Here is a 13022-nt window from a genome sequence, read left to right as displayed (position 1 = left end):
CCCGCCAGACGCGGGCCTACGGCATTCCGCTCAGATATCGGCTTCCACTTCGTTGCCCTTGGCTTCGAGCCAGCTACGGCGCTGCGCCGCCTCGCCCTTGCCCATGAGCATGTTCATCCGCGACACGGTTGCGTCGAAATCGAGATGCCCCAGGGCCACGGGGCTCAAGCGCCGCGTGTCGGGATTCATCGTCGTCTCCCATAGTTGCTCGGCACTCATCTCGCCCAGCCCCTTGAAGCGGCTGATGGACCATGCCGATTCGCGAACACCGTCCTTGCGCAGCTTGTCGAGAATCGCTTCGAGTTCGCCCTCGTCGAGCGCGTAGAGCTTTTGCGCGGGCTTCTTGCCGCGTGCCGGGGCGTCGACACGATACAACGGCGGGCGCGCCACGAACACGTGCCCCGTCGCGATCAGTTGCGGGAAGTGGCGGAAGAAGAGCGTCAGCAGTAGCACCTGAATGTGCGAGCCATCCACGTCCGCATCGGAGAGGATGCAGATCTTGCCATAACGCAAATTCGACAAATCGGGCGTGTCGTTCGCGCCATGCGGATCGACGCCGATCGCCACCGCGATATCGTGCACTTCGTTGTTGGCGAACAGTCGGTCGCGCTCGGTCTCCCACGTATTGAGGACCTTGCCGCGCAACGGCAGAATCGCCTGAAACTCTTTGTCACGCCCCATCTTCGCCGAACCACCTGCCGAGTCGCCCTCGACAAGGAACAGTTCGTTACGCGTGATGTCTTCCGTCTCGCAATCCGTGAGCTTGCCCGGCAGAACGGCCACGCCCGAACTCTTTTTCTTTTCGATCTTCTGGCCGGCACGCGTACGCGCCTGCGCCTGACGAATCACGAGTTCGGCAAGCTTCTTGCCATGCTCGACGTGATGATTGAGCCACAACTCGAGCGCCGGGCGTGTAAAGGACGACACGAGACGCACCGCGTCACGACTGTTCAGGCGCTCCTTGATCTGCCCCTGAAACTGCGGATCGAGCACCTTTGCCGAGAGCACGAACGACACGCGCGAGAACACGTCTTCGGGCAGCAGCTTCACGCCCTTGGGCTGAAGATTGTGCAATTCGATGAAGCCGCGCACAGCCTGGAACAGCCCTTCGCGCAGCCCTGATTCGTGCGTGCCGCCTGCGGGCGTCGGAATCAGGTTGACGTAGGACTCGCGCACCTGCGCGCCGTCCTCCGTCCAGGCCACGACCCACGCAGCGCCTTCGCCTTCGGCAAAACTGTCTTCGCTGCCGTCGGCAAAACGCTCGCCTTCGAAGAGTGGAATGAGAGGCTCTGCGCCACCCAGCGATTCGACGAGATAGCCGCGCAGGCCATGCTCGTAAAACCACGTCTGCTCTTCACCGTTCTTTTCCTGACGCAACGTCACACGCACGCCGGGCAGCAACACGGCCTTCGAGCGCAGCAGGCGTTGCAGCTCACCCAGCGGCAGCGTCGGGCTATCGAAGTACTTGGCGTCCGGCCACACGGTCACGCGCGTACCGCTCTTCTTCTCGCCGCGTTGCGCCGCACGCGAGTGGAGCGCGACGTCGACGTTGCCGCCGTCGGCAAATTCGAGTTCCGAGACCTGACCGTCACGCCAGACCGTCACGGCCAGTCGCGTCGCGAGTGCGTTCGTCACCGACACACCAACGCCGTGCAAGCCGCCCGAGAACGTGTAAGCGCCGCCCGCGGCCTTATCGAACTTGCCGCCCGCGTGCAGACGAGTGAACACGATTTCCACGACCGGCACACCCTCTTCCGGGTGGATGCCGACGGGAATACCACGGCCATCGTCCTCGACACTCACCGAACCGTCTTTGTTCAGCGTGACGAGAATCTGCTTGCCATAGCCGCCAAGCGCTTCGTCAGAAGCGTTGTCGATGACTTCCTGAATGATGTGCAGCGGATTTTCGGTGCGGGTGTACATGCCCGGGCGCTGCTTGACCGGCTCAAGGCCCTTCAGGACCTTGATGGACGCTTCGCTGTACTGGGCAGGCGTATTTTTTTTCGACATAGCGTGACTGAATTGGGGTTCGACGCCCGGCGATTATCCACATTTCCTGTGGACAACCACGGGGAAAACCCATTAACACATGACAAAAGTGACGCCGGATCAACGACTTGTGTTGCGGCGCCCACATAATGGGCACTCGGGTGTTCGTGCGGCAACGGCCAATGCTCCGGCAGACGCCCGACGCCCGATGAATCGCGGCCTATTGTACTGTCACTCGCGGCGCGCTCAAGTGACATCGCCGATCACCTCGTGACATCCATCGTGACATCCAAAGAAATGCGGCCGGAAAACCGGCCGCCGTTTCAGTTGTCCGCGACACGGCGGTTCACGTGAGCCAACGGGCTTACGCGCCCTCGCCGCGCTGCTTGGCTTCGAGCACTTCCCAGCGTTCGAGCGCTTCGAGCAACTCCAGTTCAATCGCTTCGAAACGTTCGGACAACGCCGCACCCGCTGCCGGATCTTTCACAAAGATCGAACCGTCTTCGATCGTGGCTGCGGCCGCTTTCTGCTCGTTTTCGAGCGACGCAATGCGCTCTGGCAATCCATCGAGTTCGCGTTGCTCCTTGTAACTGAGCTTGACGGTACGATTCGTGCCCCGCTTGGGCGCGCTCGCCGTTTCCTTCGGCGTGTCGTCCGCCGGCGCACGTTGCGCGGCAAGAGCCGCCGAGCGCTCGCTCTGCACCTGCCAGTCGGTAAAGCCACCGACATACTCCCGCCAGTTGCCGTCGCCCTCCGCTGCGATGACCGAAGTCACCACGTTGTCGAGGAACGTACGGTCGTGGCTCACGAGGAACACCGTCCCGCTATATTCCTCAAGCAATTCTTCGAGCAGCTCAAGTGTCGGAATGTCGAGGTCGTTGGTCGGTTCGTCGAGCACCAGCACATTGGCCGGACGCGCGAACAACCGGGCAAGCAGCAAGCGGTTGCGCTCACCGCCGGAAAGCGACTTCACCGGGGAGCGCGCGCGTTCCGGCGAAAACAGGAAGTCGCCGAGATAGCTCATGACGTGCTTGCGCGTGCCGTTGATCTCGATCCAGTCGCTGCCCGGGCTGATGGTGTCGAGCAGGCTGCGCTCCGGATCGAGTTGCGCGCGCATCTGATCGAAGTACGCCACCTGAAGGTTCGTGCCGACGCGAATCTGGCCGCTGTCCGGCGTGATTTCCCCAAGGATCAGCTTGAGCATCGTCGTCTTGCCGACCCCGTTGGGGCCCACGAGACCGACCTTGTCGCCACGCATGAGCGTCGCGGAAAAGTCGCGCACGATGACGCGCCCGCCGTAGGCCTTCGTCACGTTGGTGAGTTCGGCCACGATCTTGCCCGACTTTTCCGCCTGCGCCACATCCATGCGCACGTTGCCCTGCTGCTCGCGACGTTCGGCACGTTCGCTGCGCATCGTCTTCAGACGCTCGATACGCGACACGCTCCGCGTGCGACGCGCCTCGACGCCCTTGCGAATCCACACTTCCTCCTGCGCGAGCAGCTTGTCGAACTTCGCGTTCTCCACACGTTCGATTTCCAACTGCTCGGCCTTGCGCTCCTGATACTGCGTGAAGTTGCCCGGGTACGAGAGCAAACGCCCCCGGTCGAGCTCGACGATGCGCGTGGCGACCCGATCCAGAAAGCTCCGGTCGTGGGTGATGAACAGCAACGCGCCACGGTAGTTGACGAGCAGCTCTTCAAGCCAGCGGATCGCGTCGAAATCGAGGTGGTTGGTCGGTTCGTCGAGCAGCAACACATCGGGCTTCGCGACCCACGCCTGCGCGAGCGAGACCCGCTTCTGCATCCCGCCGGAGAGCGCGCCGACGCGGGCGTGCCCGTCGAGTCCGAGCTGCGCGATGGTCGTCTCCACACGTGTCTTGAGTTGCCACGCATCGGCCGCATCGAGCGACGATTGCAGCGAGTTCAGACGGGCAAGCAGGGCATCATGCTCGGCACCCTCCGGGGCCACCGACAGCGCTTCTGCCGTGCGGTCGTATTCGGAGAGCAGGACGTGCGAGTCACCGAGCCCCAACGCGACGGCGTCGAACACCGACTGCTCGGGATCGAACTCCGGCTCCTGCTGGACGTAGACCGTATGCAGCCCGGCCTGACGCGCCACCAGACCGTCGTCCGGGGACGTGAGTCCGGCCACGATCTTGAGCAGCGACGACTTGCCGGCGCCGTTACGGCCGATAAGCCCGACGCGCTCACCGGCTTCGAGTGAAAAATCGGCATTGTCGAGCAATGCGTGGTGACCGAACGCCAGTTGGGCGCCGGTGATGGAGTACAAGGCCATGTGTCGGGGAAAGTCTCTGGAACGCGTGAACTGCGGTGGGAGATATTGTAGTGCCGGGCGCGATGGCCCGGCCGATAAAGCGTGATACTGCGCGAATATGTGCTCGGCGATGGCAGCGATGTTACCGCGCTCGCAGGCATCGAATCAGGCGTTGCGCGGTGCTGCACGCACCATTTCGATGTGCATGATGCCGTCTTCATCGTAGGGCTCACTGGCTTTGACGAAGCCGAATCCGCCGTAAAACGCCTCTAGATGCGCCTGGGCACCGATACGCAACGCCGCCGTCGGCCACTGCGCGTCGGCAATCGCGACCGCCCGCGCGAGCAGTTCCCGGCCAAGCCCGGTCCCCCGATGGGACGACGCCGTGATGACACGCCCGATCGAGGCCTCCTCATAGGCCAACCCGGGGGGCAGCAATCGCAGATAGGCAGCGATCTGCGCCCCATCCGAGGTGCTCGTCGTGGCTTGCGCCACCAGGTGGAGGCTGTGCGGATCACGTCCGTCGATGTCCTGATACGGGCAGTTTTGCTCGACCACGAACACCGCGTTTCTTGCGGCCAGAATGCGATAGAGCAGCGCGCTGCCCAACTCATCGAACGACTTGCACATCCATTCCATTGCCGACGCTCCGCCCTTTGCCGAGGGAAATCGTGAGAAAGGCGGGACTATAGCACCGTCGCAAAGCGACGATGCCGGGATCGCGCACATGGGATGAATAGGGGGAAGACGAAAAAGACGAACGAGAAAAGCGAACGAGGCAGTCGAACGGGAATGTCCCGGACTTACTGGTAAAAGACGATACCTTGCTCGATGTCGGCGCGGGCGTTGCGCTCGGCGTCGTCGAGGGCGTTACCCTGCGTGGCGAAGCCGTAGGCCGTCTGCACCTGATAGGCACCCACTTTTTCCAGACCCTTCTGGGTCGGACGATGAATCTCGTAGAACGCGTCCCAACGGGCATTGTCTCGCTCGATGGCGTGGACACTGTACTGGAATTCTTGATATTGCGTTGTTTTCATTTTGTATCCTTCTTTACTGCAAGAAAATTGACTAATAACTATCCCTCTCGAATCGGCTTACGGTGATGAGAGTGCAAATTTGCACAAATGTTTCCGTGAAGTGCACGCAGCGTAGCTGTCGAATATGACAGTCACACGACAAAAAAGTGACTGACATACGACAAGCGATGCGACTGAACGTTGCATACGGCGCAAGTCCGCATGCGCACCGACGGCGCGAAAAAACAAGGCGCAATCCGGGCGTTCTGTACGACTTCCTGTTTCGGGGAACGGTGTCGCCCGTCCTTTCGGAACGGCGACTTGAACGACTAAGCGTTCAGGGTGACATGCGTCGGCAACGTACATGCGACACATCTGTAGTGATTTTCGTGCCGCGCGTTTGGCCGACGCCGGGCAGATGTCTTATCTGCCGGGCATTTCATGCCACGAGAAACTGCCTCAAGCAAACCCGAAGTTGACGGGCGAATGAATGCAGTTGGCGAATCATAGCAGAAAACGATCCGACTTGCACCAAAGTGCGTCAACGCCCGCCGGATGGCGCTGGACTACGGTGTCGACTTGTCGTCGTCCATTTGCCGCAATACCCAGTACATATACCCTGCGAATGCACCGAAAATTACGTGACCCGCCACCATCGTCCACCCGCGCGACTCCATGAACCACGGGAACATCTGGGTCATCACATAGAAATTGACGGCATAGACGATCAGGCCGAAGACGCCGCCGGCAATCGACACGGTCGCGACGTCGGAGTCGAGCCGGAACGGCGCGATGATCGCCCCGAGCACCACGCCCAGCACGACACCGATGGCCGCGTGCACCATCAATGCCATGGCGACGATCGACACGTCGAACGTGGCCGGCTGCGACAGAATGCCCGGCCCGAGCACGATGGCCGCCACCATACGGGGCGGCACCCATGGGCTCTGGCCCGAGACGAGCAGCACCATGAGCATTTCGACAGCGGAGAAGAAGGCGCAGGCCACAAAACCGGCGACGGCCGCGGCGGCCCAGTCCGGCGAGCGGTGCGTATAGCGATGCGAGCTGAGATGCAGTTCCATGATCTCCTCCATTGAGGGTCAGGCACAGAGCCGCCGGCCACGCCGACAGTGTTTCCAGCATAGGACACAATCCGGGAAACGTGTCCGCGCACACCGATCCCTTCCTTATACTTGCCCCTGGGCCTCGCATTGGGTGGGGCGCATAGGGAGATGTCTCATGGCTAATACGCCAAGCTTTCTCGCTCTACTCGTCAGCATCGTGCTGATCGGTGTCCCGGTGTGGCGCATTCTTCGACGGCTCGGCTTTTCCCCCTGGCTCACGGTGCTGGCCTTCATTCCGATCGTCAACATCATTTCACTCTGGCTACTCTCATACGCCAACTGGCCCAGCCAACGCGCCCCGACGCAAACGCCCTGATCCCACCGGTCAGGCCGCAGGAGGCAGGAGGCAGGAGGACGCGGCATCGCGGCTCGATGCCGTGTCCTGAATTGCGACGTCGCGTGGCGTGGAGATGACGCTCTCCCGTGGTGCAGTGCGGTACGGTAGAATATTCGCCAAACTCCGAACACTGGACAGGCATGAGCACAGAGCTGAGCGCGGCATCCAATTTCATCCGCAACATCATTGACGAAGACAATCGCTCGGGCAAATGGGGCCAGCGCGTCGAAACGCGCTTCCCGCCGGAGCCGAACGGCTATCTGCATATCGGTCACGCAAAAGCGATTTGTGTGAACTTCGGTATCGCCCGCGACTACGATGGCGTGTGCCATCTGCGCTTCGACGACACCAACCCCGAGAAAGAAGAAACCGAATACGTCGACTCGATCATCGACATGGTCAAGTGGCTCGGTTTCAGCTATCAGACGCCGCAGAAAGAACATCTCTACTTCGCGAGCGACTATTTCGAGCAGCTCTATCAAGCCGCCGAGATGCTGATTCAACGCGGCAAGGCATATGTCGACAGCCAGAGCGCCGACGACATGCGCGCCAATCGCGGCACGCTCGTCGAGCCCGGCAAGGACTCGCCGTTCCGCAATCGCACCGTCGAAGAAAACCTCGACCTGTTCCGCCGTATGCGTGCGGGCGAGTTCGCCGACGGTACGCACGTGCTGCGCGCGAAGATCGACATGGCGTCGCCCAACATCAACTTGCGCGACCCGGCCATCTATCGTATCCGTCACGCGCACCATCATCGTACGGGCGACGCCTGGTGCATCTACCCGATGTACACGTACGCGCACCCGCTCGAAGACGCCATCGAGAACATCACCCACAGCTTGTGTACGCTGGAGTTCGAAGACCAGCGTCCGTTCTACGACTGGGTGCTCGGTGAGCTGGCAGACGCGGGCATGTTCAGCCGCCCCACGCCGCAGCAGATCGAATTCGCCCGTCTGCAACTGACCTACGCGATCACGAGCAAGCGCAAGCTGCGTCAGTTGGTGGACGAAAAGCACGTCGACGGCTGGGACGACCCGCGCATGCCGACGCTCGTAGGCCTGCGCCGTCGCGGCTTCTCGCCCGAGAGCCTGCAACTGTTCTGCGATCGTATCGGCGTGGCCAAGTCAGCGTCGTGGATCGACATGAGCATTCTCGAACAGGCCCTGCGCGACGACCTCGACCCGAAGGCGCCGCGCGCCACGGCAGTGCTCGACCCGCTCAAACTCATCATCGACAACTACCCGGAAGGCAAGCAGGAAGACTGTCAAGCGCCGGTGCATCCGCACTTCCCTGAGCGCGGCGTGCGTACTTTCCCGATCTCGCGCGAGCTGTGGATCGAGCGCGAAGACTTCCAGGCCGAGCCGGTCAAAGGCTTCTTCCGTCTCTTCCCGGGCAACAAGGTTCGCCTGCGCTACGGGTACGTGGTGGAGTGCACTGGCTTCGATACCGATGCCGACGGCAACGTGAGCGCCGTGCATTGCAACTACTTCGAAGACAGCCGTTCGGGCACGCCGGGCGCTGACAACTACAAGGTCAAGGGCAACATTCACTGGGTGAGCGCGCCGCACGCACTGGCGGCGGAAGTGCGTATCTACGACCGTCTGTTCCTCGACCCGAACCCGGATGCCGGCGACAAGAATTTCCTCGACGCCATCAATCCGAACGCCAAGCGGGTCACGCAGGCTTATGTCGAGCCGGGCATGCTGAACTTCGCGCCGGAAGATCGCGTGCAGTTCGAGCGTCACGGTTACTTCGTGGCGGACCGTCACGATTCGGTGCCGGGCAAGCCGGTCTTCAACCGGATCGTCTCGCTCAAGGACAGCTGGGCAGTGAAACCGGCCAAGGGCGGCGGCAAGTAAGCGCTGCGCCTGACAGCCTGACACCCGTTGAACAAAACCCGCGCCCTCGTGCGCGGGTTTAGCATTTCCGGGACGGTGGATCGGGGCTTTCGGCCGCTCAAATACCGACTATAACGAGGCCACATACCCGGCGATGACGGTTCGGCGTAAGCTCGCCGCCATCGCTGCGTTGCTGTCACTGGCCGATCCGACGACCGCGCGCGAGCCCCCTCTCACGTCCGCCAACGTCGCTGTCGTTTCCGTCATGACCGTGCCCCGCTCGCCCATCGTAACGCCCCCGCCCACGTCGAAAGCCTCATCGTCGCTGGCCGGCGAGCGTCAATGGATGATTGCAGAGATGCGTGGGGTCATGGCCAACTTTGCGCAAATCTACTTCATGCCGTCGCCCGGCGTCGGTGCATTGCTTCTGGCCGTGCTCGCGCTGGCCGACCTGTCGGCCGCCATGACGGGGTTGGCGGCGAGCGTGAGCGCCTCGGGTTTTGCCATCGCACTGCGGATGCCGCGAGACCGGCGTCGGGCGGGACTGATCGGGTATAACGGGGCGCTGACCGGGATTGCCTTCGGCGCCTTGTGGCAACCGGATGCCAGCTTTGCCGCCTGGCTCACGCTATGCGTGGGCATGAGCGTCGTCGCGACGGCCGTCCTCGCTCGATACCGGATTCCCGCGCTGACTGGCCCCTTCGTGGTCGCCATGACCGTGACATGGGCCCTCCGGCCGTGGCTGGATCTGCTACCCCGCAGCGGCGCTCTGGCGTGCGATGCGGGCACGCCCGGCTTCGTCTTCTGCACTGTCGGGCAGGTCGTCTTCATCGCGCCGCTGGTGCTGGGTCTGCTCACCTGGTACGTGCTGGCGCTCGGGAATGTGCGTGCGACGCTCTGGGCTTTGATCGCTGCCACGACCGTCTGGATGATCTTTACCTTGATGGCAACGCCTTGGCCCTCCATGACTGTTCAGATGGGAGGCGCCGGCGTCAATGCCTTCCTTGCCGCGCTTGGATTAGGGGTTTTCGGGCGCCCTCCAAAGCTTCGCCTGCTTGGCGCGATGCTGGCGGCGACTATCTGCGTGGTATTGGGCACATGGCTCGCGCCATTGCGATGGCCATACTTCACCTTGCCGTTCAATCTGGCCGTCTGGCTTGTCCTTGGGATCGGCGCATGGCGTGGACATCAGGCGAAACAAAAGACCAAACAAGAGACCAAGCAAAAAGCGACGGCATAAAAAAATGCCCGGAACGCTTACGTTCCGGGCACTCGCTCAACGCGAACCCCGTGGTTCGAAGCTGCCGTCTATGCGGCCAAGGATTAACTCCAGCTTCCCCGTGTGGTTTTGGCCTGCCCTTGCTCGTTTCAGAGCATTTTGAGCACATCTGCTGTTGTAGTACTGCTTCCTCCCTGACGCTCACTAACGCCCCCCGACGTTGCGAACCGATATCGAAGCCCAGGCCTCTTGCGTGCCATACCCGTATCAACGGCCGACCATGGAAAAAGTTGACCGGGGTATACACGTATCTGCGCACGTATCTACGTGGATTCGCACTGGGCAGGATTTACCCCGCGATCATTCGTCTTCGGCCCCAGCCTCGCTGGACACCGCGGGCGTCTTCACCACGGCGTATCTCGCCAATGTTTCCTTGCGCGCCACGTCGTGCGCCACCAACGGGTGCGGATAGTCGCGTCCGAGCGTCACCTTGGCGTCTCGTAGTATTTCAGCGTCGACACGCCACGGCGCATGAATCGCCTTGTCCGACAAGTCGGCCAGTTCCGGGACGTACTTCCGGATAAAACGGCCCTCCGGGTCGAACTTCTCCGACTGCGTGACCGGATTGAAAATGCGAAAGTACGGTTGCGCGTCGCAACCGGTAGAGGCGGCCCATTGCCAGCCCCCGTTGTTTGCCGCCAGATCGAAGTCGTTCAACTGACGCGCGAAGTACGCCTCCCCGCGCCGCCAGTCGATCCCGAGATCCTTGACCAGAAAGCTGGCCGTCACCATGCGCAGCCGATTGTGCATGTAACCGGTCTCATTGATCTGACGCATGGCCGCGTCTACCAGGGGGTAGCCCGTGCGCCCGTCGCACCACGCCTGAAAAAGTGCGTCGGCTGCCTTGCCGGACGCCCACTCGATCGCATCATAGGCCGGCTTGAAGGCGTTACCGACGACATCCGGATGATGGTGCAGGATCATGAAATAGAACTCACGCCAGATCAGTTCGCTGAGCCACGTCTTCGCGCCATTCCCGGCGTCGCCGCTGCGCAGCATGGCCGCATGCGCCTCACGTGCCAGGGTCCGGATCGATACCGTGCCGAAACGAAGATGCACCGACAGATAGCTCGGTCCTTTCACCGCAGGATAATCGCGCCGCTCATGGTAGTGCGACATGCGCGGCAGGAAGTCGTCGAGCAACTGGCGCGCCCCCGCCTCCCCCGCAGGCACCGCCATACGGCGTGACGCCGGCACATCGAATCCGAGAGACGCCAGCGAAGGCAGTTTGCCGTGACCGTGCGGCGGCTTCGCCAGACGTTTCAGGTCTGTCGGGCGTCCATGCGGCGCCAGATCGACCGGACGCACCTGCTTGAGCCAGGCGCGCGAATACGGCGTGAAGACGCTGTAGGGTTCGCCCTGCGCCGTCAGGATCTCGTTCATCTCGAAGATCACCTGATCCTTGACCAGTTCGAACGCCACGTCCGCATCCGCCAGGGTGTGGGCGACGGATCGGTCGCGAGCGACGGCCGCCGGCTCATAATCGCGGCCGGCAAATACCGCCTGTACCCCCAACGATTTGGCCAACGCCGGAATTTCCTTCGACGGATCACCATGCCGGACGATCAGCCCACCGCCTGCATCGGCGAAGGTCTTCGCCAACTCGCCGACGCTGTCGTGAATGAACGCAACACGACGGTCGTCTCGCGGCAGTTCGTCGAGGATCGTCGTATCGAAAACGAACGCGACGTAGACCTCGCTACAGGTCGCTAGCGCTTGCGCCAGCGTCGCATTGTCGGCGCAACGCAGATCGCGTCGCAGCCATACCAGCCCTTTTTGGAATTCGCTCATGTCTGATTGGCGCGACAGGTGTGCGCCGTCATCGGGTTAAGTCGCAGGTGCCTTGCGGAATCCGGGACGAATCCGCCAAATCCCGTACCATAGCGAGATCATGAACTTTACGCCATCGGCCTCGATTACCTCATGACTCGGAAGTTTCCGATTTTGGCCTGTTCCCGCCACGTTGTGCCAACCCTGTGCAGCGCCGTTACCGTGCTGATCCTTGCAGGGTGTGCAGCGCCTTGGAAGCCTCACGGCGATTCGATGACTACACGCCAGACGAGCCCGGACGCCGCGACGCTGCGTGAGCGGCATCTGACCGCCGCCGATGCTGCCGCCGATCAGTACCGCACCTGCCTTTACGGTCACGTCGCCCGTTACGTCAATCTCGTGCCGGACCCGATCCGTCTGGCCGACGAAGCCGCCACCGAATGCGCGCCGATTACCGAGCGTTTTCGCCGCGAACGGCAGGCGGCCATCGTGACGTACACCTCAGCATCGGACGCCGCCCAACAAGCCGACGCCGCCACCGTCACCCTTCAGACCGACGGTCTTCGCGTCGCGCGCGCACGTGCCACCGAGTTGCGCGCACTTCAATGATATGAAGCGCACATTTCAATCGAGCACGTTCGGTTACGTAGTCACCCGAACGTGCTTTCCCTAATCGGGCAAGCCCCGATTGGCGAAACACAGGCAGGTGACCAAAATGAAATCGCCCTCTTACGTCCTTTTGGGGGTACTGCGACAACGTCATTTGCCCGCTTCGGCGGGCATTTTTCTTCGGCATCCACAAGAATATGCCCAGGACGTTCAGGGCGGGGAGACTGCGATGTGCGTCTTCTGCAAACGCGTCGATGTTACTTGTCGTCGTGCGCACGCGGCACCGTCGCGTCCGCGTCCGGTGAGTGCTTTTCCGGCTCGTCGTGTCCTAGCCAACGGTGCGCGAGCGATTCGATACGCCCGCCGAGCGCCAGCACGATAAGCAGCAGCACCATGGCCACCAACGCGATATGCCAGCGACCGAGGCCGCAAATGATGCCGATTCCGGTCGTGCTCCACAGCGCTGCGGCTGTCGTAAAACCATGGACCGAAGCCCTATGACTCGGCCGGATGATGCATCCCGCACCGAGGAACCCGATCCCCGCGACGATACCTTGCACGACGCGACTCACTGACGATCCGTCGTACGGCAGCGCCGTCCCCGGAAACGGCACCACGGCGAGCACGAACAACGCCGATCCGAAGGAAACGATAGCCAGTGTCCGCAGGCCGACCGACTTGTGATGCAGGTTCCGGTTGAGCCCGACCAATCCGCCGAGGATCAACGCGGCAGTCAGCCGCAGTGTGACTTCGATGATCTCCGCCATCCCTCACCTCACGCGTCT

At 62.0% G+C, this 13022-nt stretch carries 11 protein-coding genes; 4 read left to right on the top strand and 7 right to left on the bottom strand.

Annotated features, from left to right (window positions below; translation table 11 throughout):
* Window positions 1–30 precede the first annotated feature (30 nt).
* From PCA20602_RS11985 to PCA20602_RS11965, 5 genes are all read right to left on the bottom strand, one after another.
* The gene (locus PCA20602_RS11985; RefSeq protein ID WP_150721432.1) at window positions 31–2010 is read right to left on the bottom strand and encodes a DNA topoisomerase IV subunit B; all 1980 of its coding nucleotides are present in this window, start codon (window positions 2008–2010) and stop codon (window positions 31–33) included.
* Between the two features lie 343 nt (window positions 2011–2353).
* Window positions 2354–4285 (bottom strand): ATP-binding cassette domain-containing protein, encoded by a 1932-nt coding sequence (locus PCA20602_RS11980; protein WP_150721431.1) that lies wholly within the window; start codon window positions 4283–4285, stop codon window positions 2354–2356.
* A 144-nt stretch (window positions 4286–4429) separates the two neighbouring features.
* Complete coding sequence (locus PCA20602_RS11975; protein ID WP_150721430.1) at window positions 4430–4903, bottom strand: GNAT family N-acetyltransferase; 474 nt, start codon at window positions 4901–4903, stop codon at window positions 4430–4432.
* Between the two features lie 164 nt (window positions 4904–5067).
* Window positions 5068–5301, bottom strand: a complete 234-nt coding sequence (locus PCA20602_RS11970) for a hypothetical protein (RefSeq protein ID WP_069341730.1) — start codon at window positions 5299–5301, stop codon at window positions 5068–5070.
* A 545-nt stretch (window positions 5302–5846) separates the two neighbouring features.
* Window positions 5847–6362 carry a hypothetical protein gene (locus PCA20602_RS11965; protein WP_150721429.1) on the bottom strand — a complete coding sequence of 172 codons (516 nt, stop codon included), beginning with the start codon at window positions 6360–6362 and terminating at the stop codon, window positions 5847–5849.
* 157 nt (window positions 6363–6519) lie between these two features.
* Between PCA20602_RS11965 and PCA20602_RS11960 the strand changes: the two genes are divergently transcribed.
* From PCA20602_RS11960 to PCA20602_RS11950, 3 genes are all read left to right on the top strand, one after another.
* The gene (locus PCA20602_RS11960) at window positions 6520–6720 is read left to right on the top strand and encodes a hypothetical protein (protein WP_150721428.1); all 201 of its coding nucleotides are present in this window, start codon (window positions 6520–6522) and stop codon (window positions 6718–6720) included.
* 161 nt (window positions 6721–6881) lie between these two features.
* Window positions 6882–8600: a glutamine--tRNA ligase/YqeY domain fusion protein gene (locus PCA20602_RS11955; RefSeq protein ID WP_150721427.1), complete on the top strand. Its 1719-nt coding sequence runs from the start codon at window positions 6882–6884 to the stop codon at window positions 8598–8600.
* A 133-nt stretch (window positions 8601–8733) separates the two neighbouring features.
* Complete coding sequence (locus tag PCA20602_RS11950; protein WP_150721426.1) at window positions 8734–9819, top strand: urea transporter; 1086 nt, start codon at window positions 8734–8736, stop codon at window positions 9817–9819.
* A 339-nt stretch (window positions 9820–10158) separates the two neighbouring features.
* Here PCA20602_RS11950 and PCA20602_RS11945 read toward each other — a convergent pair whose 3' ends face one another.
* Window positions 10159–11649 carry a cryptochrome/photolyase family protein gene (locus PCA20602_RS11945; RefSeq protein ID WP_150721425.1) on the bottom strand — a complete coding sequence of 497 codons (1491 nt, stop codon included), beginning with the start codon at window positions 11647–11649 and terminating at the stop codon, window positions 10159–10161.
* A 252-nt stretch (window positions 11650–11901) separates the two neighbouring features.
* On the opposite strand from PCA20602_RS11945, the gene PCA20602_RS11940 reads away from it, so the two are divergent.
* Window positions 11902–12237 (top strand): hypothetical protein, encoded by a 336-nt coding sequence (locus tag PCA20602_RS11940; RefSeq protein WP_150721424.1) that lies wholly within the window; start codon window positions 11902–11904, stop codon window positions 12235–12237.
* A gap of 257 nt (window positions 12238–12494) precedes the next feature.
* On the opposite strand, the gene PCA20602_RS11935 is transcribed toward PCA20602_RS11940, so the two are convergent.
* Window positions 12495–13004 (bottom strand): MgtC/SapB family protein, encoded by a 510-nt coding sequence (locus tag PCA20602_RS11935; RefSeq protein WP_150721423.1) that lies wholly within the window; start codon window positions 13002–13004, stop codon window positions 12495–12497.
* Window positions 13005–13022 lie beyond the last annotated feature (18 nt).

The sequence above is a fragment of the Pandoraea capi genome, from assembly GCF_902459735.1.
In the GTDB taxonomy this organism is placed as follows: Bacteria; Pseudomonadota; Gammaproteobacteria; order Burkholderiales; family Burkholderiaceae; genus Pandoraea; species Pandoraea capi.
This window is presented reverse-complemented; position numbering and strand designations above follow the sequence as displayed.

Bases quoted from the DNA above. Each gene is read 5' to 3' on its own strand.
- PCA20602_RS11985 (WP_150721432.1), bottom strand. From the start codon at position 2,010: ATGTCGAAAAAAAATACGCCTGCCCAGTACAGCGAAGCGTCCATCAAG.
- PCA20602_RS11980 (WP_150721431.1), bottom strand. From the start codon at position 4,285: ATGGCCTTGTACTCCATCACCGGCGCCCAACTGGCGTTCGGTCACCAC.
- PCA20602_RS11975 (WP_150721430.1), bottom strand. From the start codon at position 4,903: ATGGAATGGATGTGCAAGTCGTTCGATGAGTTGGGCAGCGCGCTGCTC.
- PCA20602_RS11970 (WP_069341730.1), bottom strand. From the start codon at position 5,301: ATGAAAACAACGCAATATCAAGAATTCCAGTACAGTGTCCACGCCATC.
- PCA20602_RS11965 (WP_150721429.1), bottom strand. From the start codon at position 6,362: ATGGAACTGCATCTCAGCTCGCATCGCTATACGCACCGCTCGCCGGAC.
- PCA20602_RS11960 (WP_150721428.1), top strand. From the start codon at position 6,520: ATGGCTAATACGCCAAGCTTTCTCGCTCTACTCGTCAGCATCGTGCTG.
- PCA20602_RS11955 (WP_150721427.1), top strand. From the start codon at position 6,882: ATGAGCACAGAGCTGAGCGCGGCATCCAATTTCATCCGCAACATCATT.
- PCA20602_RS11950 (WP_150721426.1), top strand. From the start codon at position 8,734: ATGACGGTTCGGCGTAAGCTCGCCGCCATCGCTGCGTTGCTGTCACTG.
- PCA20602_RS11945 (WP_150721425.1), bottom strand. From the start codon at position 11,649: ATGAGCGAATTCCAAAAAGGGCTGGTATGGCTGCGACGCGATCTGCGT.
- PCA20602_RS11940 (WP_150721424.1), top strand. From the start codon at position 11,902: ATGACTACACGCCAGACGAGCCCGGACGCCGCGACGCTGCGTGAGCGG.
- PCA20602_RS11935 (WP_150721423.1), bottom strand. From the start codon at position 13,004: ATGGCGGAGATCATCGAAGTCACACTGCGGCTGACTGCCGCGTTGATC.